General features: G+C 65.7%; 18 protein-coding genes, 1 pseudogene and 1 riboswitch. Of the genes and pseudogenes, 13 read left to right on the top strand and 6 right to left on the bottom strand.

Features of this window, described 5'->3' with window-relative positions; all coding sequences use genetic code 11:
* Positions 1 to 13 precede the first annotated feature (13 nt).
* From tsaD to LPJ38_RS04695, 3 genes are all read left to right on the top strand, one after another.
* Positions 14 to 1087 (top strand): tRNA (adenosine(37)-N6)-threonylcarbamoyltransferase complex transferase subunit TsaD, encoded by a 1074-nt coding sequence (tsaD, locus tag LPJ38_RS04705; protein ID WP_145630334.1) that lies wholly within the window; start codon positions 14 to 16, stop codon positions 1085 to 1087.
* A 2-nt stretch (positions 1088 to 1089) separates the two neighbouring features.
* Positions 1090 to 2070 carry an NAD(P)H-dependent glycerol-3-phosphate dehydrogenase gene (locus LPJ38_RS04700; protein WP_145630335.1) on the top strand — a complete coding sequence of 327 codons (981 nt, stop codon included), beginning with the start codon at positions 1090 to 1092 and terminating at the stop codon, positions 2068 to 2070.
* Positions 2071 to 2185: 115 nt separating this feature from the next.
* On the top strand, positions 2186 to 2599 hold the full coding sequence (locus LPJ38_RS04695) for an EVE domain-containing protein (RefSeq protein ID WP_145630336.1): 414 nt from the start codon (positions 2186 to 2188) through the stop codon (positions 2597 to 2599).
* Between the two features lie 73 nt (positions 2600 to 2672).
* Here the strand turns inward: LPJ38_RS04695 and LPJ38_RS04690 are convergent, their stop codons facing one another.
* Positions 2673 to 3767: an adenylate/guanylate cyclase domain-containing protein gene (locus LPJ38_RS04690; RefSeq protein WP_167520332.1), complete on the bottom strand. Its 1095-nt coding sequence runs from the start codon at positions 3765 to 3767 to the stop codon at positions 2673 to 2675.
* 112 nt (positions 3768 to 3879) lie between these two features.
* On the opposite strand from LPJ38_RS04690, the pseudogene LPJ38_RS04685 reads away from it, so the two are divergent.
* Positions 3880 to 4326 (top strand): annotated as a pseudogene (locus LPJ38_RS04685) (SRPBCC family protein); the annotation flags it as partial.
* Between the two features lie 14 nt (positions 4327 to 4340).
* Here the strand turns inward: LPJ38_RS04685 and LPJ38_RS04680 are convergent.
* Positions 4341 to 5507, bottom strand: a complete 1167-nt coding sequence (locus LPJ38_RS04680) for a DNA topoisomerase IB (protein WP_145630338.1) — start codon at positions 5505 to 5507, stop codon at positions 4341 to 4343.
* 394 nt (positions 5508 to 5901) lie between these two features.
* Here LPJ38_RS04680 and acs point away from each other — a divergent pair, with 394 nt between their 5' ends.
* A complete protein-coding gene (acs, locus tag LPJ38_RS04675) occupies positions 5902 to 7848 on the top strand; it encodes an acetate--CoA ligase (RefSeq protein ID WP_167520333.1) in 1947 nt (648 codons plus the stop codon).
* Between the two features lie 428 nt (positions 7849 to 8276).
* Positions 8277 to 8792: a L,D-transpeptidase gene (locus LPJ38_RS04670; RefSeq protein WP_145630339.1), complete on the top strand. Its 516-nt coding sequence runs from the start codon at positions 8277 to 8279 to the stop codon at positions 8790 to 8792.
* 53 nt (positions 8793 to 8845) lie between these two features.
* On the opposite strand, the gene LPJ38_RS04665 is transcribed toward LPJ38_RS04670, so the two are convergent.
* Together LPJ38_RS04665 and LPJ38_RS04660 are read right to left on the bottom strand one after the other, a co-directional pair.
* Positions 8846 to 9445, bottom strand: a complete 600-nt coding sequence (locus tag LPJ38_RS04665) for a thermonuclease family protein (protein ID WP_145630340.1) — start codon at positions 9443 to 9445, stop codon at positions 8846 to 8848.
* Positions 9446 to 9489: 44 nt separating this feature from the next.
* Positions 9490 to 9687, bottom strand: coding sequence for a DUF1674 domain-containing protein (locus tag LPJ38_RS04660; protein ID WP_145630341.1), 198 nt, complete (start codon positions 9685 to 9687; stop codon positions 9490 to 9492).
* A gap of 187 nt (positions 9688 to 9874) precedes the next feature.
* Here LPJ38_RS04660 and LPJ38_RS04655 point away from each other — a divergent pair, with 187 nt between their 5' ends.
* The 3 genes from LPJ38_RS04655 (at position 9875) to purH (ending at position 14852) form a co-directional block, all read left to right on the top strand.
* Positions 9875 to 11221: an RsmB/NOP family class I SAM-dependent RNA methyltransferase gene (locus tag LPJ38_RS04655; RefSeq protein WP_145630342.1), complete on the top strand. Its 1347-nt coding sequence runs from the start codon at positions 9875 to 9877 to the stop codon at positions 11219 to 11221.
* 155 nt (positions 11222 to 11376) lie between these two features.
* A complete protein-coding gene (locus LPJ38_RS04650; protein ID WP_167520334.1) occupies positions 11377 to 13095 on the top strand; it encodes a heparinase II/III family protein in 1719 nt (572 codons plus the stop codon).
* A gap of 58 nt (positions 13096 to 13153) precedes the next feature.
* A riboswitch (ZMP/ZTP riboswitch) is annotated at positions 13154 to 13235 on the top strand.
* A 24-nt stretch (positions 13236 to 13259) separates the two neighbouring features.
* Positions 13260 to 14852, top strand: coding sequence for a bifunctional phosphoribosylaminoimidazolecarboxamide formyltransferase/IMP cyclohydrolase (gene purH, locus LPJ38_RS04645; RefSeq protein ID WP_145630344.1), 1593 nt, complete (start codon positions 13260 to 13262; stop codon positions 14850 to 14852).
* 154 nt (positions 14853 to 15006) lie between these two features.
* On the opposite strand, the gene LPJ38_RS04640 is transcribed toward purH, so the two are convergent.
* On the bottom strand, positions 15007 to 16392 hold the full coding sequence (locus LPJ38_RS04640; RefSeq protein WP_145630345.1) for an MFS transporter: 1386 nt from the start codon (positions 16390 to 16392) through the stop codon (positions 15007 to 15009).
* 116 nt (positions 16393 to 16508) lie between these two features.
* Here LPJ38_RS04640 and ggt point away from each other — a divergent pair, with 116 nt between their 5' ends.
* Positions 16509 to 18257, top strand: coding sequence for a gamma-glutamyltransferase (gene ggt / locus LPJ38_RS04635; protein ID WP_145630346.1), 1749 nt, complete (start codon positions 16509 to 16511; stop codon positions 18255 to 18257).
* A 98-nt stretch (positions 18258 to 18355) separates the two neighbouring features.
* Positions 18356 to 19651, top strand: a complete 1296-nt coding sequence (locus LPJ38_RS04630; RefSeq protein WP_145630347.1) for an MFS transporter — start codon at positions 18356 to 18358, stop codon at positions 19649 to 19651.
* Between the two features lies 1 nt (position 19652).
* Here the strand turns inward: LPJ38_RS04630 and LPJ38_RS04625 are convergent, their stop codons facing one another.
* Positions 19653 to 20318, bottom strand: coding sequence for a glutathione S-transferase family protein (locus LPJ38_RS04625; RefSeq protein WP_145630348.1), 666 nt, complete (start codon positions 20316 to 20318; stop codon positions 19653 to 19655).
* Between the two features lie 145 nt (positions 20319 to 20463).
* On the opposite strand from LPJ38_RS04625, the gene LPJ38_RS04620 reads away from it, so the two are divergent.
* The gene (locus tag LPJ38_RS04620; protein ID WP_145630349.1) at positions 20464 to 21060 is read left to right on the top strand and encodes a DUF2239 family protein; all 597 of its coding nucleotides are present in this window, start codon (positions 20464 to 20466) and stop codon (positions 21058 to 21060) included.
* 199 nt (positions 21061 to 21259) lie between these two features.
* A complete protein-coding gene (locus tag LPJ38_RS04615) occupies positions 21260 to 21868 on the top strand; it encodes a 2-hydroxychromene-2-carboxylate isomerase (protein WP_167520336.1) in 609 nt (202 codons plus the stop codon).
* Positions 21869 to 21919 lie beyond the last annotated feature (51 nt).

Below are 21919 nucleotides of genomic sequence, written 5' to 3'. Positions count from 1 at the left end.
TAACAATTCGCCAATGCTGGTATTGGGCATCGAAACCACCTGCGACGAAACCGCCGCGGCCGTGATCGAGCGCGCACCCGACGGCAGCGGCAGGATCCTGTCCAACATCGTCCGGTCGCAGGTCGAAGAGCACGCCCGCTTCGGCGGCGTGGTGCCGGAGATCGCGGCCCGCGCCCATGTCGATCTGCTCGATGGCATCATCGACCGCGCGATGCGTGAGGCGGGCATCGGCTACGCCCAGCTGGGCGGTGTCGCTGCGGCCGCAGGGCCGGGGTTGATCGGCGGCGTCATCGTCGGACTGACCACCGCCAAAGCGATCGCGATGGTGCACGACACCCCGCTGGTCGCGGTGAATCATCTGGAGGCGCATGCGCTGACGCCGCGTCTCACCGACGGCATCGAATTCCCCTATTGCCTCTTCCTTGCCTCGGGCGGACACACCCAGATCGTGGCCGTGACCGGCGTAGGCCAATATGTGCGGCTCGGCACCACGGTCGACGACGCGATCGGCGAGGCCTTCGACAAGGTCGCCAAGATGCTGGGCCTGCCCTATCCCGGCGGTCCGCAGGTCGAGCGTGCTGCCGCAAGCGGCGACGCCGCACGCTTCGCCTTCCCTCGGCCGATGCAGGGCCGTCCAGATGCCAATTTCTCGCTGTCGGGCTTGAAGACGGCAGTGCGCACCGAAGCGAGCCGGATCGCCGAGCTCACGCCGCAGGACGTCAGCGATCTCTGCGCCAGCTTCCAGGCCGCCGTGCTGGACTCGACGGCGGACCGTCTCAGCGTCGGCCTGAAACTTTTCCGCGAGCAGTTCGGCGCGCCGCGCGCGCTCGTGGCCGCCGGCGGCGTAGCCGCCAATCAGGCGATCCGCGGCGCCCTGCACGAGGTCGCGCGGCAGGCCGGGACCGAGCTGATCATGCCGCCGCCGGCGCTGTGCACCGACAACGGCGCGATGATCGCCTGGGCCGGCGCCGAGCGTCTCGCGCTCGGCATGACCGACACGATGGACGCGCAGCCGCGCGCGCGCTGGCTGCTCGATGCCAACGCGACGGCACCGGCGGGCTACGGCAAGACGCGGGCGGGATATTAGCCATGACCCCGTTCCAGTCCGTCGCGGTGATCGGAGCGGGCGCCTGGGGCACGGCGCTGGCCACCGTGGCGGCGCGGGCAGGACGGAACGTGACGCTGTGGGCACGCAATGCCGAGCATGCGGCGCGGATTGCCGCAACGCGCGACAATCCACGGCTGCCCCGCGTGCCGATCGCTCCGGAGATCGTCGTGACGAGCGATCTGGCCCTCGCTGCGCGCGCCGACATGCTGTTGATCGCAACGCCAGCGCAACACCTGCGTGGCGCGGTCAACCTGCTGGCTTCGCACATGGCAAAGCCGGTGCCGGTCGTCGCCTGCGCCAAGGGCATCGAGCACGGCACCCATAAATTCATGACCGACGTGATCGCCGAAGCGGCGCCGCATGCGCTGCCCGCGATCCTGTCGGGCCCGAGTTTTGCCGACGACGTCGCGCGCGGCCTGCCGACCGCGGTGACGCTGGCCGCGAAGGACGAGGCACTGGCAAGCAATCTGGTGCAGTCGCTGGGCTCGGCGACATTCAGACCGTATCACACGACCGACATCCGCGGCGTCGAGATCGGCGGCGCCGCCAAGAACGTGCTGGCGATCGCGGTCGGCATCGCGGTCGGACGCAAGCTCGGCGCCTCCGCGCAGGCTGCGCTGACCACGCGCGGATTTGCCGAGCTGACGCGTCTCGGCCGCGCCCTCGGCGCACGCGGCGAGACGCTCACGGGCCTGTCCGGCCTCGGCGATCTCATTTTGACTTGCTCGAGCCCGCAATCGCGCAATTTCGCGCTCGGCCTCGCGCTCGGCCGCGGCGAGCAGCCACCTGCGGGCAAGCTCGCAGAAGGCGAGTCCACCGCACCGGTGCTGATCGAACTCGCGGCTTCGCAAAACATCGAGATGCCGGTATCGAACGCGGTCGCGTCGATCCTGAGCGGCCGCAGCACGATCGACACTGCGATCTCGGCACTGATGACGCGCCCCTTCAAAGCGGAGGAATGACGTCTTTCCGTCATGCCCGCGCTTGTCGCGGGCATCCACGTCTTGATATTGAACTGATAGCAAAGACGTGGATGGCCGGGACAAGCCCGGCCATGACGAATGGATAGGGCGTGCGATGAACTACTGGCTGGTGAAATCCGAACCGTCGGTGTGGTCCTGGGACCAGCAGGTCGCGAAGGGCGCCAAGGGCGAGGCCTGGACCGGCGTGCGCAATTACACCGCGCGCCAGAATCTCGTCGCCATGAAGAAGGGCGACAAGGCGTTCTTCTATCATTCCAACGAGGGCAAGGAGATCGTCGGCATCACGGAGATCATCAAGGAGGCCTATCCGGATCCGACCGACAAAACCGAGAAATTCGTCTGCGTCGACATCAAGGCCGACAAGCCCTTGAAGACGCCGGTGACTATGGCTGCCATCAAGGCCGAGACCAAGCTCAAAGACATGGCGCTGGTGAAATATTCGCGGCTGTCGGTGCAGCCGGTGACGGCGGAGGAGTGGAAGCTCGTCTGCAAGATGGGTGGGATGTAATTGCCGCTGGAGCCCGGATGAGCGCAGCGACATCCGGGAGCAATGGTCACGCATGTCGCTTCGCTCGTGCGGGCTATGACATCCGGCTCTGCGGCTCCGGTAGCGCAAACACCTCACACGGTACGGCGATGCCGCGCAATGAGTGCGATCCAAGTGCAATCAGAGGCATGTCGGTTTCGGCGGCGAGCACGCCAGACACGAGGACAGTCTTGCCGAGCGGCTTGCACAATCCCTCGAGACGGCTCGCCAGATTGACCGCGGGACCGATCGCCGTGAAGTCGAGCCGGTTGGCGGCGCCGATATTGCCCCACAGCATCTCGCCGAGATGAAGCGCGGCGCCGAACGCGAGTGGCGGCAAGCCCTGGCCGCGGCGCTCTTTGTTGAGAAAGGCCATCCCGGCTTCGGCCGCACCTGCAGCACGCAGGGCAGCCTCGCAGGCATGGCGCGGTGGCGCCTCGGTCACGGGAAAGATCGCGAGTACGCCGTCGCCGATGAATTTCAGCACCTCGCCGCCAAAGGCGTGAACCGCGCCGGCGATACGGTCGAACCAGCCGTCGAGCGCGGCGATGACTTCGGCCGGCGGACTGGTTTCCGACAGGAGCGTGAAGTTGCGCAAATCGGCATAGAGCAGCGCCGCCTGAATGGTCTCGCCGAGATCGCGCCGCAGAGGCGCCGCGAGCACCCGTTCCGCGCTGCGCTTGCCGAGATAAGCATCCAGCGCCGCCCGCAACGTGGCGCGCCCGGCGAGCACCGCGAGGGGCGTTGCGGCAAATCGCGCCGCCTGACGCAACTGCTCGATCTCGCTTGCGGTGAACGGCCTCGGCCCGATCCAGCCGAGCTGCGGCCCGTCAGGTCGTCCGACGATGTCTTCGTGCACCTCGCCGCCCGCAATGTCGCGCAACCAACGACGGCCAGCATCGTCGGGCGGATCGGGCGCGGGGCCACCCGGTGCAAAGCCGAGCGCTTCGATCACCCGGCCGTTATCGGCACGCCACAACCAGGTCCGCTTTGCGATCAGCGGGTGCGGCACCTCCAGCGTCAAGGCGCCCGCCGCGAGCGGCACGCCGTCGGCGACCAGATGTGCGCCGAGTGCCGCAAGCAGACGGTCCGCCCCAGGACTGTCTGAGGCAGCATCGACAAGCCAGGCCAGCGTCGGAGAGAGCTGCATGGCCCGATCATGACGAAGGCACGCCGCCTTTGTCACGGGCAATCCTTGACGCGCCGCGCCACCACCGCCATGTCCGGGTGTCTGTTCAGGGATGATGGCCCAAGGATCGCAAATGACCGAACCCTTCATAGTGCGGCGCGAGACCCAGATTGCCGCCCCACGCGCCACCGTTTTCGCTTACCTGACCGACCCGGAGAAAATCCTGAGCTGGATGGGTTCCGACGCGACCACTGAGCCGCATCCCGGCGGACTGTACCTGCTCAAGGGCGTTGGCCCGCGCGGCCGCATCGCCCGCGGCGCTTTCCGCGAGGTCGTGCCGGTGCATCGCCTGGCCTACACATTCGGCTGGGAGGGTGGCCAGGAAGTGCCGCCCGGCTCGAGCTTGATCGAGATCGACCTGATCGAGCAGGACGGCGGCACGCTGCTGCGGATGACCCATAGCGGCCTGCCGACCGAGGAACAGGCCGCTGCGCATGCAAAGGGATGGGCGCATTATCTGGAACGGCTCACGAGCGCAGCCGCCGGCGGCGATCCCGGTCCCGACAGGGGCTTGTCAGACGTAGCAACGGGAGATCACACTGCCGCGGTCGCCACCACCTGCGCCAGCAGCTGCTCGCGCCGCGCTTGCGAGCGCTGGCCCTTCATGGTCGCGGCGAAGCGTTCGAGGATGCCGTCCTCGAAGGCGGTGACGATGGTGTCGTGGACGTAGCTCTTGCGGCAGATCGCCGGCGTGTTGGAGAGCTGGTCGGCGGCGGCACGGATCGCGTCCAGCACCTGCTTCTTGCGGCCGCGCTGGCTGGTCGCCGGCGTGATCCGCGACAGCGATTCCACGACGACGGCGGACGCCATCAGCGTGCGGAAATCCTTCAGCGAGATCTTGATGCCGGCGATCTCGCGCAAGAACGCGTTCACCTGCGTGGTGTTGACCGCGCGCACGATGCCGTAGGCGTCGCGATACTGGAACATGCGTTTGCCGGGCACGCCCTGCAAAATGCCGATTGCGCGCACCAGCTTGGCGGCATCGCACTCCTTGCGCACGGCCTTGCCGCCCTTCGCCTTGAAGGTCAGCACGAAGCAATCGTCTTCCAGCGTCACGTTGGACTTGAGCAGCGTGGTGGCGCCGCGGGTGCCGTTGAGACGAGCATAGGATTCATTGCCGGGGCGGATTGCCGTGCGGGCGATCAGCTCGATCACGGCCGAAAGCGCGAATTCACGCGTCGGCTCGTCACCCGACAGGAATGCCGAGACCTTGCGCCGGATCTTCGGCAACGCGCCCACGAGCTTCTCCAGGCGATGCGCCTTGCGATGCTCGCGAACCTTCTCCCAGTCGGCATGATAGCGATATTGCAGCCGGCCCGCGGCATCGCGTCCCACGGCCTGCAGATGCGAGCTCGGATCGGCGGAGTAGCGCACCTCGCGATAGGCCGGCGGCACCGCCATGGCGTGCAGCCGGCGGATGGTGCGGGCGTCGCGGATATGGGCGCCGTTGGGTCGCACGAAGGAATAGCCCTTGCCACGCCTGATGCGGCGAATGGTCAGCTCGTTCTGGTCGCCGAGCCGCAGGCCGAGCTCCTTGGCGAGCGCCTCGACCGTCGCCGGCGCCCCGTCGAAGGTTTTTTTGGGGCTGGGACGCCTGAAACCGGCCGGCTTGGGCCATTGTCCGAGGGCTTTGGCGAGGGCAATGGCCGCAGGATCGGCTGAAGCGGGCCGCATCGTCCCGAGATTCTGCTGATCCATCATAGTCTTATGCCTAGCCCTGTCTGTTACCGTTCAATGCCGCTGTTCTAATTTTTGTTCCAAGAGGTCTCTCCGGACCCGGGTTGGCCATTTAGGGTGTTCCGAACCGCATTGCGAGTCCCGAATCAGTGAGAGACGGTTTCTAAATACCGTTTCGGTCGCATGGGCCCCCTGCGGAGGCGAATCCGCCAATCTGGGTAAATTCCGACAGGGGCCCGCCCTGTTTCAGATCTGCGACAGTCGCGCCAGGCGGGCTCGATCCGCCGCATGGCCGGCAGCCCGCCGAAGGTCCAGCTTGTGCTCCTTGTCGGGTCCGGTTAGCCCGACGCATAATCGTTCGACGATCAAGTCGGTACGCCAGAAGCCTGTGCTGGGCTTGCCGTATGTGGAGGGAAACATGTCCGAGAAGATCTACGACGTACCCGCAGAGTGGGCGAAGCGCGCCTGGGTCGACCAAGCCAAGTACAAGGACATGTATGCGCGCTCGATCTCGGACCCGAGCCGTTTCTGGGCGGAGCAGGCCAAGCGCATCGACTGGATGCACGCGCCGACAAAGATCGAGAACGTCTCGTTCGCGCCCGGCAACATCTCGATCAAATGGTTCGAGGACGGCGTCCTCAACGTCGCCTGGAACTGCATCGACCGGCATCTCGCCAAGCGCGCCAACCAGACCGCAATCATCTGGGAGGGCGACGATCCCTCGCAGTCCAAGCACATCACCTATAAGGAACTGCACGACGAAGTATGCCGGATGGCCAACATCCTGCGCACCCGCAACGTCAAGAAGGGCGACCGCGTCACCATCTACCTGCCGATGATCCCGGAAGCCGCCTATGCGATGCTGGCCTGCGCGCGGATCGGCGCGATCCATTCCGTGGTGTTCGCCGGCTTCTCGCCCGACAGCCTCGCCCAGCGCATCAACGACTGCCAATCCAAGGTGATCATCACCGCGGATGAAGGCCTGCGCGGCGGCAAGAAGGTGCCGCTGAAGGCCAATGTCGACGCGGCGCTGGCAAAGGCAGACGGCGTCGATTGGGTCGTCGTGGTCAAGCGCACCGGCAGCAAGATCGACATGAACCCGACGCGCGACCTCTGGTATCATGAGGCAGCGAAGATGGTGACGACCGAATGCCCGGTCGAGCACATGCATGCCGAGGATCCGCTGTTCATCCTCTATACCTCGGGCTCCACCGGCCAGCCCAAGGGCGTGCTGCACACCTCCGGCGGCTATCTCGTGTTTGCCTCGATGACTCATCAATACGTCTTCGATTATCACGACGGCGACATCTACTGGTGCACCGCCGACGTCGGCTGGGTCACCGGCCACAGCTACATCCTCTATGGACCGCTGGCGAACGGCGCGACCACGCTGATGTTCGAAGGCGTGCCGAATTACCCCGATAATTCCAGATTCTGGAACGTCATCGACAAGCACAAGGTCAACATCTTCTACACCGCGCCGACCGCGATCCGCGCGCTGATGCAGGCCGGCGACGATCCCGTGAAGAAGACCTCGCGCGCCTCGCTCCGCCTGCTCGGCTCCGTCGGCGAGCCGATCAACCCGGAAGCCTGGGAGTGGTATCACCGCGTCGTCGGCGACGATCGCTGCCCGATCGTCGACACCTGGTGGCAGACCGAGACCGGCGGCATCCTGATCACGCCGCTGCCGGGCGCAACCAAGCTGAAGCCGGGCTCGGCAACGCAGCCGTTCTTCGGCGTCGTGCCCGAGATCGTCGATGCCGACGGCAAGGTGCTGGAAGGCGAGACATCAGGCAATCTCTGTCTCACGCGCTCATGGCCGGGCCAGATGCGCACGGTCTATGGCGATCACGCCCGCTTCGAGCAGACCTATTTCTCGACCTACAAGGGCAAGTATTTCACCGGCGACGGCTGCCGGCGCGACGCCGACGGTTATTACTGGATCACCGGCCGCGTCGACGACGTCATCAACGTCTCCGGCCACCGCATGGGTACCGCGGAGGTCGAGAGCGCGCTGGTCGCGCACGAGAAGGTGTCGGAAGCCGCCGTGGTCGGCTTCCCGCACGACATCAAGGGCCAGGGCATCTACGCCTATGTCACCCTGATGGCCGGCGTGCAGCCGACCGACGAGCTGCGCAAGGAGCTGGTGACCTGGGTGCGCAAGGAGATCGGTCCGATCGCCTCGCCCGACCAGATCCAGTTCGCCCCGGGCCTGCCCAAGACCCGTTCCGGCAAGATCATGCGCCGCATCCTGCGCAAGATCGCCGAGGACGAGCCGGGCAGCCTTGGCGATACCTCGACGCTCGCCGATCCCGCCGTGGTCGATGACCTCGTCAAGAACCGGCAGAACAAGAAGTCGGCGTAAGGCTCCGATCTCGTGCCCCGGACGCAGCGCAGCGCTACTTCAGCGGTGCACTGCTGAGTCGGGGCCCATCTAACGACAAAACGTGTGGCTTCTGGGTCCCGGCTCTGCGCAGCAGCGTTTCGCTGCAGCGCGTCCGGGACATGAGACCTGTCTTCGCGTCAGCGCTCCCCTACGACAACGGCCATTCACATCCTCACGCGTTTGTCAGCGGGCGCCTCGTCACGCCTGCATCTTTGCCGCCCAGTGTTGTTTTCAGGTCATTTACTTTATTACGAACATTTCCTTTGTTCCCCCTGCTGGCGGCCCCTTGGCGGCGCGCGTGGAAACCATCTGGTTAACGGGCGCGGTCAAGAATGTCGGGGTGCGCAGCGATTGCCGGGTTCTGCGTCAATTTTTGAACGATCCGTTTGGGGCGAGGGGAAGCATCGATGTCGATGAGGATTGCGGTGGCATTGGCCGCCACTATCGGAGCTGGGGTCTTGATGTCGACCGTCGCCGAGGCGCGGCCGGAGCTGGTGGGAGCGCACCTGGCCGACTATTCGCCGGGCACTATCGTGGTCAAGACGAGCGAGCGGCGGCTCTATCTCATCCTCGATAACGGCCATGCCGTGCGTTATCCGGTCGGCGTCGGCAAGTCCGGCAAGCAATGGGCCGGCACAACGAAGATCGACGGCAAGTATCTCAACCCGGCCTGGGCGCCACCCGCCGAGGTGAAGCGCGACAAGCCGAACATTCCCGACATGATCCCGGGGGGCTCGCCGCGCAACCCGATGGGCGTTGCGGCAATGACGCTGGCCGGCGGCGAATATGCGATCCACGGCACCAACGTGCCGGGCTCGATCGGCGGCTTCGTCTCCTATGGCTGCATCCGCATGCTCAACGACGACATCACCGATCTCTACGGCCGCGTCTCCGTTGGCACGACGGTGGTCGTGACACGCTGATCGCCGGGATCGCGAGGGGTGTGAAAGCTGCGTGTTGCCACGCGGCTTTTTTGTTACCAAAAGCGCCAGCCGCGTGCGCACCAGCCGTCGCGATGGCCGCCATTGTAGCTGCGCACGTAACCGCCTGCGAGCAGCGTGGCCGCGACATTGGGGGTGCGTTTGGTTGAAACGTCGGCAAGAACGCGGCCGTATTTGTCTTGACCAAGATTGTGTATCGTCACGCCTCCCTGGTTCAGCAAATTGTGCAAGGCATCGCCAGCGGCTTCGGCTTTCTCCAGCTCAGCCTGGCAGGATGCTTTCATCTCGGGCGCGTCGATGCCCCGCAGACGGATGCGCGCCACGAGGTCACGGCCGTCGCGCTGATGCACGCGAGCAAGGAACGTATCGCCGTCGACCGTGCGAACGACATCGACGGGTTGACGCACATCGGAATTGCCGGACTGCTGCAGGATGATTTCGGCATCGCGCGACTGGCCATCATCCGCATGCGGAATCGGCCAGTGGGTGCCGTGGCGAAAGCCGAGCACGATGGCCGTCACGACGCCGACCACGAATATCCATGGCAACAGACCGGAGAAGCGACGGCCAAACGGCGATCCGCTGTAGGAAAACCGATGTGGCCGAGAGGGATGGCTTGGGTCAAAGCGCGGCATCCCGCGCACGCTAGGGCTGAGTCGGCCGAACCTGCAAGAGAGCTTTAAAAGTCCGACGCGATGCCCTTGCGCTCCCAATCGCCGTAGCGGGTTGGCTCGGGCCCCTTTGGTCCCTGCAGTTCCCTGGGTGCCGCCTCGGCATGTGCTGCAGCCGCAGCCCGTCGCGCTTCGGCTTCAGCCAAGGCGCGCTGAGCGGCCGGCGGGAGCTGCTTGCGATCGGAAATAGTGGGCTGGTCACTCATGTCGGCGCTCCTAGCGCAAGATCATCCGTGGTGCGAGGTCCAATTTACGCATTGCTGAAATGGGCATGGCGGGCTGCAATCGCGAGAGGCCTTCTTACATTTGGCATATTCGCGTGCCACAAATGAGCCGGTTAAGGCATGCGCCCATCGCGGCGGAACTGCCGCTCGCTCAGAACCTTGCTTCCGCATGCCATCTCAACGTTTCGCTCCTCCATCCGAAGTGCCGGGTCTTGCGGCGCGCCGGATTGCCGCCGACATCGTCGACGGTGTGCTGCACAAGCACCGCACGCTTGACGATCAGCTCGACGGCGGCGGCGCCCATCCCGGATTGAAGACACTGGCCGACCGCGACCGCGCGCTGATGCGCCGCTTGGTCGCCACTGTGCTGCGCCGGCTCGGCACGCTCGGCCATGTGCTGTCCCGTCTGCTCGACAAGGGCATTCCCTCCGACGCTCCGCGCGCGCAGAGCGCGCTTCTGATCGGCGCTGCGCAGATCCTCTGGATGGACGTACCCGATCACGCCGCCGTCGATCTTTCCGTCCGCCTCGTGCAATCCGACCGGCGCGCCGCGCGTTATGCCGGCCTCGTCAATGCCGTGCTGCGCCGCTGCGCGCGCGAGGGCAAGGCCCTGGTCGAGGAAGTTGCCGCGCAATCGCTGGACCTGCCGCCATGGCTGCTCGCACGCTGGAGCACGCATTATGGCGAGGCGACCGCAAGAGACATGGCGCTCGCGCTCGGCCACGAGCCGTCGCTCGACCTCACCGTGAAGTCGGATGCTGCACAATGGGCCAGCCGCCTGCATGGCGAGACGTTGCCGACCGGAACGGTGCGGATGCTGCTGCACGGCTCGGTGACGATGCTGCCGGGCTTCGCCGAGGGACAATGGTGGGTGCAGGACGCGGCCGCCGCGCTGCCGGCCCGGCTGTTCGGCGACATCAAGGGCAAGTCCATCGCCGATCTCTGCGCCGCCCCGGGCGGCAAGACCGCGCAGCTGGCGCTGTCAGGCGCGCATGTCACGGCGATCGACCGCTCGCCCGCCCGGGTGGCGCGGCTGCGCGAAAACCTCGGGCGATTGTCGCTCCAGGCCGAGACTGCCGTCGCTGACGCCGTGGAATGGGCCGGCCCTGCCGAGGCTTTCGACGGTATCTTGATCGATGCGCCCTGCACCTCGACCGGCACGATTCGGCGTCATCCCGATGTGGCCTGGCTCCGGCAGGAATCCGACATCGCCGCCCTGACCGCGCTCCAGCAGCGGCTGCTGCAAAAATCCGTCTCGCTGCTCAAACCCGGAGGGACGCTGGTCTATTGCACCTGTTCGCTGGAACCCGAAGAGGGCGAGCACGCCATCGCCGCGCTGCTGGCGGCAGAGCCCGCGCTTCGCCGCGTCCCGATCGAGGCGTCGGAGGTCGCGGGTCTCGACGAAATCCTCACCAGAGAAGGCGATCTGCGTACCCTGCCCAGCCATCTGCCGAACGCCGATCCAAAGCTCGGCGGGCTCGACGGATTTTATGCGGCCCGGCTCGTTAAATCCTGATTTTGCACTGGATTTTGCAAGCGCGACGCTGATTCGCGCCGTTCAAGGTGGTGTCAGCCGTCCGATTTTGGGATTAATAAGGATTCGTCGGAATCCTCTCCCCATCAAGGCAAGGCGTGTCGGTCGCTCAACGCAGACGTATCTCGACGCTGGTCATGAACCGCTTCGCGCGGAACATGCTCGCGCGCGCGAGCGGCGGGTCCATCGCGGTGTCGCGGGTCTGGCCGAGCCGCACCGACCGGCTGATCATCGCACCGCATGATTTGCGCACCGCGGATGCGACCCGCGCCGCCGAGATCTATGCCGGCCGCTTCGTCTTCGCCGGCAAGATCGTCAATTGCCATGGCCGCTCGATCTTCGATCTCGAACCGCCGTCGGAGGATTGGGAGGTCGCACTGCTCGGCTTCGGCTGGCTGCGGCACCTTCGCGCCGCCGACACCGCGCTGACGCGGGCCAATGCGCGCGCGCTGGTCGAGGACTGGATCTCGAATCCCGCCAACAAGCGCCGTCCGGTCGCACGGCGCGCCGACGTGCTGGCACGGCGCGTGATCTCGCTGTTGTCCCAGGCACCTCTGGTGCTCAACGACACCGACAACAAGTTCTACCGCCGGTACCTGCGCGCGCTCGCACGCGAGATCCGCTTCCTGCGCTACACGATGGTCAACATTCCCGATGGCGTGCCGAAGCTGCAGGTGCTGATCGCGCTGTGCTACGCGGCGCTGTGCCTCGCCAACCAGGCGCGCCACATCCGCAGCGCCTCCAAGAAGCTCTCCGACGAATTGCAGCGGCAGATCCTGCCCGACGGCGGACACATCTCGCGCAACCCGGGCGCGCTGATCGACCTCCTGATCGACCTGTTGCCGCTGCGGCAGACCTTTGCCGCGCGCAACATCGCGCCGCCGCCGGCGCTGCTCAACGCGATCGACCGCATGATGCCGATGCTGCGCTTCTTCCGGCACGGCGACGGCAATTTCGCGCTGTTCAACGGCATGAGCGCGACGCCGTCCGACCTGCTCGCGACGCTGCTCGCCTATGACGACACCCACGGCGCGCCGATGGCGAACATGCCGCATACCGGCTTCCAGCGCCTCGATGCCGGCCAGACCACCGTGATCATCGACACCGGGCCGCCGCCGCCGGCCGGCGTCAGCCACGACGCCCATGCCGGCTGCCTGTCGTTCGAACTGTCCTCCGGAATCAGCCGCATCGTCACCAATTGCGGCATGCCGACCACGGGCCGCGACAATTGGAGGCCGTTCGCGCGCGGCACCGCGGCGCATTCGACGCTGACCTATCACGAGACCTCCTCATGCCAGTTCGTGGAGATGTCGGCGATGAAGCGGCTGCTGCACGGCGCGCCTGTCACAAGCGGTCCCGTCGAGGTCGAGAGCTATCGCGAAATCGTGCAGAACGGCACGCTGCTGACGGCCTCGCATGACGGCTATCTCTCGAAATTCGGCGCGATCCATCGCCGCGTGCTGATGATCGCCAATGACGGCGCGCGCATCGACGGTGAGGATACGCTGTCGCCCCCGCAGGGCGGGCGCTTCAAGGGTGCGGATGCCGATTTCGCTCTGCGCTTCCATCTGCATCCGGCGGTGAAGGCGAGCCGTCTCTCGGATGCCCGCGGCGTCATGCTGGTGCTGCCGAACCGTGACGTCTGGACCTTTGAAGCCTTGGACGACAAGGTCGACCTCGAGGACAGCGTGTTCCTGGCCGGCAATGACGGGCCGCGCCGCACCGCGCAGATCGTGATCCGGCAGGACGCGCGGCAGGCGCCCTCGATCCGCTGGAGCTTCGTGCGTTCCACGGCCTCGCCGGCGGTCACCAATGCCCGACGAAATGCGCGGCGCGAGCCGGAATTGCCGCTGTAGACGCAGGTCTGCCAATCTTGTCCGGCGTTGTGAAACCGGCCGAAAGCTGCTATCGAGCACGCGCTCGCGCGACTGGCGACCTTGGATGGAGCACCATCGGGAAGCGCGACACATATCCGCCGCGCGCCTGGGCATAGACACTCCCTTAGCAGAGGATCTTGCTCATGACTGACCATCCCCGCCGCGTCACCCGTGCCCTGCTTTCCGTTTCCGACAAGACCGGCCTGATCGAGTTCGCCAAGACGCTGGCCGCGCACGATGTCGAGCTGATCTCGACCGGCGGCACCGCGAAAGCGATCGCGGCGGCCGGCCTCAAGGTGAAGGACGTCTCCGACCTCACCGGCTTCCCCGAGATGATGGACGGCCGGGTCAAGACGCTGCATCCCAAGGTGCATGGTGGCCTGCTCGCGATCCGCGACAACAAGGAGCATGCCGAGGCGATGAAGGCGCACGGCATCGCGCCGATCGACCTGCTCGTCGTCAACCTCTATCCGTTCGAGGCGACCGTCGACAAAGGCGCCGGCTTCGAGGATTGCATCGAGAACATCGACATCGGCGGTCCCGCGATGATCCGCGCCGCCGCCAAGAACCATGACGATGTCACCGTCGTGGTCGAGGCAGAGGACTACAAGGCCGTGCTCGACGAACTTGCCGCCAACAACGGTGCGACGACGCTGAAGCTGCGCCGGCGGCTGGCCGCAAAGGCCTATGCCCGCACCGGCGCTTATGACGCTGCCATCTCGAACTGGTTCAGCCGCCAGCTCGAAATCGACGCGCCCGATTTCCGCGCCTTCGGCGGCCGGCTGATCCAATCGCTGCGGTACGGCGAGAACCCGCACCAGACCGCGGCGTTCTACGCGACGCCCGACAAGCGCCCGGGCGTCTCCACCGCGCGCCAGCTGCAGGGCAAGGAGCTGTCCTACAACAACATCAACGACACCGACGCGGCCTATGAATGTATCGGCGAGTTCGATGCCGCGCGCACCGCAGCCTGCGTCATCGTCAAGCACGCCAATCCCTGCGGCGTGGCAGAAGGCGCAAACCTCGTGGACGCCTATCGCAAGGCGCTCGCCTGCGATTCCACCTCCGCCTTCGGCGGGATCATCGCGATGAACCGTCCGCTCGACGCCGACACCGCGCGCGAGATCACGAAGATCTTCACCGAAGTGATCATCGCACCGGACGCCAGCGAAGAAGCCACCTCCATCATCGGAGGGAAGAAGAACCTGCGCCTGCTGCTCGCCGGCAGCCTGCCCGATCCGCGCGCGCCCGGCCTCACCGCCAAGACGGTCGCCGGCGGCCTGCTGGTGCAGAGCCGCGACAACGCCGTGGTCGACGACATGACCTTCAAGGTCGTGACCAAGCGGGCGCCCACGGATGCCGAGATGCGCGACCTGAAATTCGCGTTCCGTGTGGCAAAACACGTCAAGTCCAACACCATCATCTACGCCAAGGATCTCGCTACCGTCGGCATCGGCGCGGGCCAGATGAGCCGCGTCGACTCAGCGCGGATCGCGGCGCGCAAGGCACAGGATGCGGCGAGTGAGCTGAAGCTCGCCGAGCCCCTGACCAAGGGCTCGGTGGTAGCCTCGGATGCGTTCTTCCCCTTCGCCGACGGCATGCTCGCCTGCATCGAGGCCGGCGCCACCGCCGTGGTGCAGCCCGGCGGCTCGATGCGCGACGACGAGGTGATCAAGGCCGCCGACGAGCACGGCATCGCCATGGTGTTCACGGGAACGCGGCACTTCAGGCATTGAGCCGACCGGCTTAATGGCTGCAGAGCGATGTCGATCCCACCGACGTCGTCATGCGAGCGCAGCGAAGCAATCCAGAATCTTCCCGCAGACAAAGTCTGGATTGCTTCGTCCGCTTCGCTCCTCGCAATGACGGCGGCGAAACCGTGTAGTGCGGCTACTCCCGCACCCGCATCAACAGCCCCAATCCCGCAACGAAGAACACCACCAGCACGGCCATGCCGGCCTTCTGGCTCGCCGTTGCCGCGGTGATCATGCCGATCAGGAGCGGGCCGATGAAGGACGTCACCTTGCCGGTCAAGGCGAACAGGCCGAAGTACTGGGCAATGCGGTCCTTCGGTGCCAGCCGGATCAACAGCGTGCGAGAGGCGGCTTGCAATGGGCCGCCGGCCGCGCCGATCAGGCAGCCCAGCACGAGATAGGCGCGCTCCGCGGCGCTCGCGAACAGGCCTGCACCCGGCTGCGGCGGCGCGACCTTGACGAACAATACGCTGTCCTTGTCGACCAGCAGGATTGCCGCCACCGACAGCAGCAGGATCAGCAGGCTACCGGCGATCACACGCCGCGGCCCGAGACGGTCATCGATCTTGCCGCCGAGCCAGGCGCCGAACGCGCCGGCAATCGCGAGCATGATGCCGAACGTGCCGATCTGGATCGTGTGCCAGCCGAACGTGCCGGCGGCATAGATGCCGCCGAAGGCAAACAGCGACACCAGCCCGTCGGTGTAGATCATGTTGGCGAGCAGGAACGCCGCGAGCGACTTTTGCTTCGGCAGGCTGCTGATCGATTTCTTCAGCTCGGCCAGCCCTTCGCGCAGGGCCTTGCCCAGCGGACGCTTGGCCGGATAATCCGGCGTAAACAGGAACATCGGCGTCACGAAGATGATGAACCAGAGCGCGGTCAACGGCCCCGCGGCACGATCGCCCTGACGCGTGATGGGATCGAGCCCGAACAGCGGCGTGAAGCCGAGCAGCGTGCGGCCGGTCTCGGGATTGGCAGCGAGCAGTCCGAGCACGATGATCAGGCTGACGATGCCGCCGATGTAGCCCGTCGCCCAGCCAGTGCCGGAGAGGCGGCCGATCCGTTCCGGCGGCACCAGGGTCGGCATCATCGCATTGTTGAAGAGCGTGGCGAATTCCGCACCGACGCTGGCGAGCGCAACTGCGGTGAGCAGCAGCGGAATGATGGTGACATCGCCGGGCTTGCCGATCCACAGCGTGCATGACGCCAGCACCAGCACCGCGCCAAAACCCGCGATCCACGGTTTCCTGCGACCCGAAGCGTCCGCGATGGCGCCGAGCACCGGCGACAACAGCGCGATCGCAAGGCCCGCGGCCGCCATCGCAAAGCCCCACAAGGATTGGCCGGCGGCGGGATTTGGCGCGATGGCCGTCGCGAAGTAGGGCGCGAACACGAAGGTCGTGATCAGCGTGAAGTAGGGCTGCGCGGCCCAATCGAAGAAGATCCAGCTGACGACGGCGGCGCGCGGCGGATAAGTACGCCGCGCGCTAGCCATGCGCGCATCCGGGGCAATCGTCGTCATCACACAGTCCTCATCACGAACAGTTTTGCCTCTCTCGGGGCAAACCGTATAGCATTGCAGTGACGGCTGTGAACTGCCCCAAGGGACTGCCTGAAAGGCACGACGGGAATTTTGAAATGTCGTCATATTTGACACGGCGGACATTGTTGGCCGTCATCGCCACGCTGGCGCTCGGCCTCGTGCCCGCGACGGCCCAGGATGCACGGCGGGGCTATGTCCCGGCCGCGCGCGACGCGGTGCGTGCCGTCGCCGCCGAGCACGGCATGGTGGTGGCGCAGGAGAAGATTTCCGCACAGGTCGGCGCCGACATCCTGCGGCGGGGCGGAAATGCCGTCGACGCCGCCGTCGCCACCGGCTTTGCGATGGCCGTGACCTATCCGCGCGCCGGCAATATCGGCGGCGGCGGCTTCATGGTGATCCATTCCGCCGATCGTAACGAAGACATCACGATCGACTATCGCGAGACCGCACCGGCCGCGACCACGCCGCAAATCTTCCTCGGCCCCGATGGCAAGCCTGACGTGACGAAGTCGCGAGATTCTGCGCTCGGCATCGGCGTGCCCGGCACCGTCGCAGGTCTTGCGCTCGCACTGGAGAAATACGGCTCGGGCCGATTCACGCTGACGCAACTGCTCGAGCCCGCAATCGCGCTCGCCCGCGACGGCTTCGTCGTTAGCGATGACTTGGCCGATACGCTGCCGAGCTGGCACCGGCGGCTGGCGCGCTGGCCGTCCTCGGCCAAGATCTTCTCGCGCCCCGACGGCACGCCGCTTGTTCAAGGTGACAGGCTGGTGCAAGCCGATCTCGCTGCAACGCTGTCGGCCGTCGCCGCACAGGGGCCGCGCGGCTTCTACGAGGGACCGGTTGCGGAACAGCTCGCCAAGGCCGTGACTGACGCCGGCGGCATCATGACGCCGGCCGACCTCAAGACTTATCAAGCGGTGATCCGCGCACCGGTGCGCGGGACCTATCGCGGCTACGACATCGTCTCGATGCCGCTGCCCTCGTCCGGCGGCGTGGTGCTGGTGGAGACACTCAACATCCTCGAAGGCTTTCAGCTCGCCGATCTCAAGCAGGGATCGGCGGCCTCGCTACATCTTTTGATCGAGGCCATGAAGCGCGCCTATGCGGACCGCGCGCGCTATCTCGGCGATCCTGCCTTCGTCAAAGCACCGATCGAAACGCTGACCGCGAAGGACTATGCCGCCAAGCTGCGCGCCGGCATTTCCACAGATCGCGCCACGCCGTCGAAGGAGCTCGTATCTGCCGCCACCACGCCGCGCGAAGGCAGCAACACCACCCATTTCTCCGTCGTCGACGGCCGCGGCAACGCCGTCAGCAACACCTATACGCTGAACTTCAGCTATGGCGTCGGCCTCGTCGCGGACGGCACCGGCGTGCTGCTCAACAACGAGCTCGACGATTTCACCGCCGCGGTCGGCGCTTCCAATGCCTACGGCCTCGTCGGCTTCGAGGCCAATCTGCCTGGGCCCGGAAAACGCCCGCTGTCCTCGATGTCGCCGACCATCGTGCTGAGGGACGGCAAACCGGTACTGGTGACGGGCTCGCCCGGGGGCAGCCGCATCATCTCGACGGTGCTGCAGGTGATCGTGAACGTCCTCGACTACAGGATGGACGTTGCCGCCGCCGTCGCCACGCCGCGGCTGCATCACCAATGGCTGCCCGACGAGGTGCGGGTCGAGAGCGGTTTTCCCAGCGATGTGCTAGGCGAGCTGAAGGCGATGGGACACGTCATCGTCGAGCCAATGGGGCAGACCTCGGCCAATTCGATCCTCGTGACGTCAAGCGGGCCGCTCGGCGCGGCCGATCCGCGGACGCGCGGCGCGGAGGCTTCGGGACAGTAGCCGCGTTGTTTGCATGGCACGGGAGCGCGGGCCCGCTAGCTCTCGCCGCCACGCGTGCTACCAAAGCTCTCATAAGAAACTGCCGGGAAAAAAAGCACATGACCACAGCCGATCCGAACCAGCGCATCGAGCGCGCGGAGATCGAGGACACCAGCCTTCTCGCATTCTATCGCGACATGAACATGCCGGAGCGCCGGACGTTCTGGGCCTGCGCGGCGGGCTGGGCGCTCGACGGCATGGATTTCATGATCTACCCGCTGGTGATCGGCACCATCATCGCGCTTTGGAAGGTCGACGCCGCCTCGGCCGGTCTCGCCGGCACCGTGACGCTGCTGGCCTCCGCCATCGGCGGCTGGCTCGGCGGCTATCTCTCCGACCATATCGGACGGGTGAGGACGCTGCAGATCACCATCATCTGGTTCTCGTTCTTCTCGCTGGTCTGTGCGGTCGTGCAGAATTTCGACCAGCTCCTGATCGCGCGCGCCTTGCTCGGCCTCGGCTTCGGCGGAGAGTGGGCCGCCGGCGCGGTGCTGATGGGCGAGGCGATCCGGCCGCAATATCGCGGGCGCGCCGTCGGATCGGTGCAGTCGGGCTGGGCCGTCGGCTGGGGCCTTGCGGTGCTGTCGCAGGCGATCCTGTTCTCGGCCTTGCCGGCGGAATCGGCGTGGCGCTGGATGTTCGTGATCGGCGCATTGCCGGCGCTGCTCGTATTCTACATCCGCCGCTCGGTCACCGAGCCGGAAATCTCCGCCCAGGCCCGCGCCAAGCAGGCCGCGAGCGGCGATCGTCCGGCGCTCTGGGAGATCTTCTCCGGCCCGATCCTGAAGACCACGATCCTGGCGTCGCTGATGGCGACGGGCTGCCAGGGCGGCTATTACGCCGTCACCTTCTGGGTGCCGCAGTTCCTGACCAAGGAGCGGCACCTGTCGATCGTCGGCTCGACCGGCTATCTCGCGACGCTGATCATCGGCTCGTTCATCGGCTATCTCGTCGGCGCCTGGCTCGCCGACCGGATCGGCCGGCGCAATCTGTTCCTGATCTTCTCGATCGGCGCCATGGCCGTCGTGCTGCTGTACACGCAGCTGCCGCTCACCAACGAGATCCTCTGGGTGCTCGGCTTCCCGCTCGGCTTCTTCGCCTCAGGCTATTTCTCGGGAATCGGCGCCTTCCTCACCGAGCTCTATCCGACGCGGCTGCGCGGCTCGGGCCAGGGCTTCTGCTATAATTTCGGCCGCGGAATCGGCGCGCTGTTTCCGTTCCTGGTTGGTGCTCTGTCAGCGACGACGTCCCTTGCGAACGCCATCGCGATCTTCGCCGTGGTCGCCTATGCGGTGTTCTTCATCGCGGCCTTCGCCCTGCCGGAGACGCGCGGGCGCGTGCTGCACGCGGATTGACTCACCGTCCCACCTGATACGGCCCGCCCTTTTCGAGCGCTCTGGTATAGGCCGGGCGCGCGTGGATGCGCTCAAGAAATGCCATTGCCTTGGGATGGCCCTGTTCCAGCCCGCCGCGGGCCTGGGCTGCTTCCAACGGAAAGCTCATCTGGATGTCGGCGGCGGTGAACTCGTTGCCGGCGAACCACGCGCTCTTCGCGAGCTCGCCTTCCCAATAGTCCATGTGCTGCTTGAGCTGCGGATTGACCAACGCCGTGAGAGCCTGGTTGCAAACCTTGCGCACCAGCGGCCGAAGCAGCGCCGGCGCGCGCTTCGGCATCAGCGTAAACAGCAGCTTGAGGAGCAGCGGCTGCATCGCCGAGCCTTCTGCATAGTGCAGCCAGTAGGTGTAGCGCAGCCGCTCCGGCGTGTTCGGCGGCGGGATCAGCCGGCCGTTGCCGTAAGTTGCGATGAGATATTCGATGATCGCGCCCGACTCGGCGATGGTGTTGCCGTTGTCGGTGATGACGGGCGACTTGCCGAGCGGGTGGATCGCACGCAGCTCCTTCGGTGCGCGCATGTCCGGCTGGCGCTGATAGCGCACGATCTCATAGGGCACGCCCAACTCCTCGAGCAGCCACAGCACGCGCTGCGAGCGGGAATTGTTGAGGTGATGAACGGTCAGCATCGGTAGATCCCCAGATAGGCTTGGTCAGCCGCGCGTTGGTGCCAGCCCGGGAACGCAATGTCGAGCCATCGGTGCAGATATTTTCACCCGGGTATATTGACGTTTCAAATTTACCCGGGTATTAAGGGACTTTGCAACACTAAATATGGCAATGATTTCAATGCATAGAACATTCACCGCCTTCCAGGGACAGCGTCGCCTCGTGTCCGGGGCGGCCGGCGAGGTCGCGCTCATCGTCAAGCGGGTGGCGCCACGACCGGACGGGGCCATCATCATCTTCGAGGACGCCACGGGCCGATCGATCGATTTCGATCTGCGCGGCGGCGACCGCGAGGTGCTGGCGCGCCTGGCCACGCTTGTCCCGCCGCAGGTTGAAGAGAGCACGCCGCCGAGCGAGCCGCGCGGCCGCGGCCGGCCGAAGCTCGGCGTGGTCGCGCGCGAGGTGACCTTGCTGCCGCGGCACTGGGAGTGGCTCAACGCGCAGGCCGGCGGCGCCTCGGTGGCGCTGCGCAAGCTGGTCGACGAGGCCAGGCGCGCCAGCGGCGACAAGGACCGTGAGCGGCAGGCACGCGATGCGGCCTATCACTTCATGTCGACCATGGCCGGCAACTTGCCGCAGTTCGAGGAAGCCTCGCGCGCGCTGTTCGCAGACGACCGGCGGCGCTTCACCGGGCTGATCGCGGACTGGCCGACCGACATCCGCGATCACATCGTCAAGCTCGCCTACAGCGACCGCGCCTAGGCGCGCCTTCACACGACCCATCGAGAGCCGCGCATTGCGCGGCAACGATTTTGCACGCCTGATGAAAGGCAAAATTGGCGCAAGCATACGATCGCGCATCTGATCAGACCGTCAGAGTATTATGACCATCATTAAACGGTGGACCTATGACGCGCGCTGCGCCACAATGAGTGAAAAGCGCCGCAAGGGAGATTCCGACTTGACCCGCACCGCCCCGCAATTCCTGTTCGATTTCGGCAGCCCGAATGCCTATCTCAGCCATCTGGCGATCCCGGCAATCGAGCAGCGCATCGGCGTCAGGTTCGAGTATGTTCCAATCCTGCTCGGCGGCATCTTCAAATCCACCAACAACAAGTCGCCGGCCGAGTCGCTCGCCGGCATCAAGAACAAGCGCGAGTTCCAGCAGATCGAGACCGAACGCTTCATCAAGCGCTTCAAGGTTCAGCCCTATGTCTGGAACCCGCACTTCCCCGTCAACACGCTGAACCTGATGCGCACGGCGATCGCGGCGCAGATCGAGGGCGTATTCGAAAAATATGTCGAGGCCGCCTTCCATCACATGTGGCGCGAGCCCAAGAAGATGGACGATCCCGAGATCGCGGCTAAGGCGCTGGCGTCCTCCGGGCTCGATGCACAAAAGCTGTTCGCCCGCGCGCAGGAACCAGAGGTGAAGGGCAAGCTGATCAAGAACACCGAGGAAGCAGTGGCGCGCGGCGCCTTTGGCTCGCCGACCTTCTTCGTCGGTGACGAGATGTTCTTCGGCAAGGAGCAGCTCCGCGACGTCGAGGAGATGGTGTCGGGAAAGTGAAGCTCGCAAGTGGCGCGTAGCGAATAGCGAGTGGAAATCTTGCTTACTATT

The sequence above is a fragment of the Bradyrhizobium daqingense genome (assembly GCF_021044685.1).
GTDB lineage: Bacteria > Pseudomonadota > Alphaproteobacteria > Rhizobiales > Xanthobacteraceae > Bradyrhizobium > Bradyrhizobium daqingense.
This window is presented reverse-complemented; position numbering and strand designations above follow the sequence as displayed.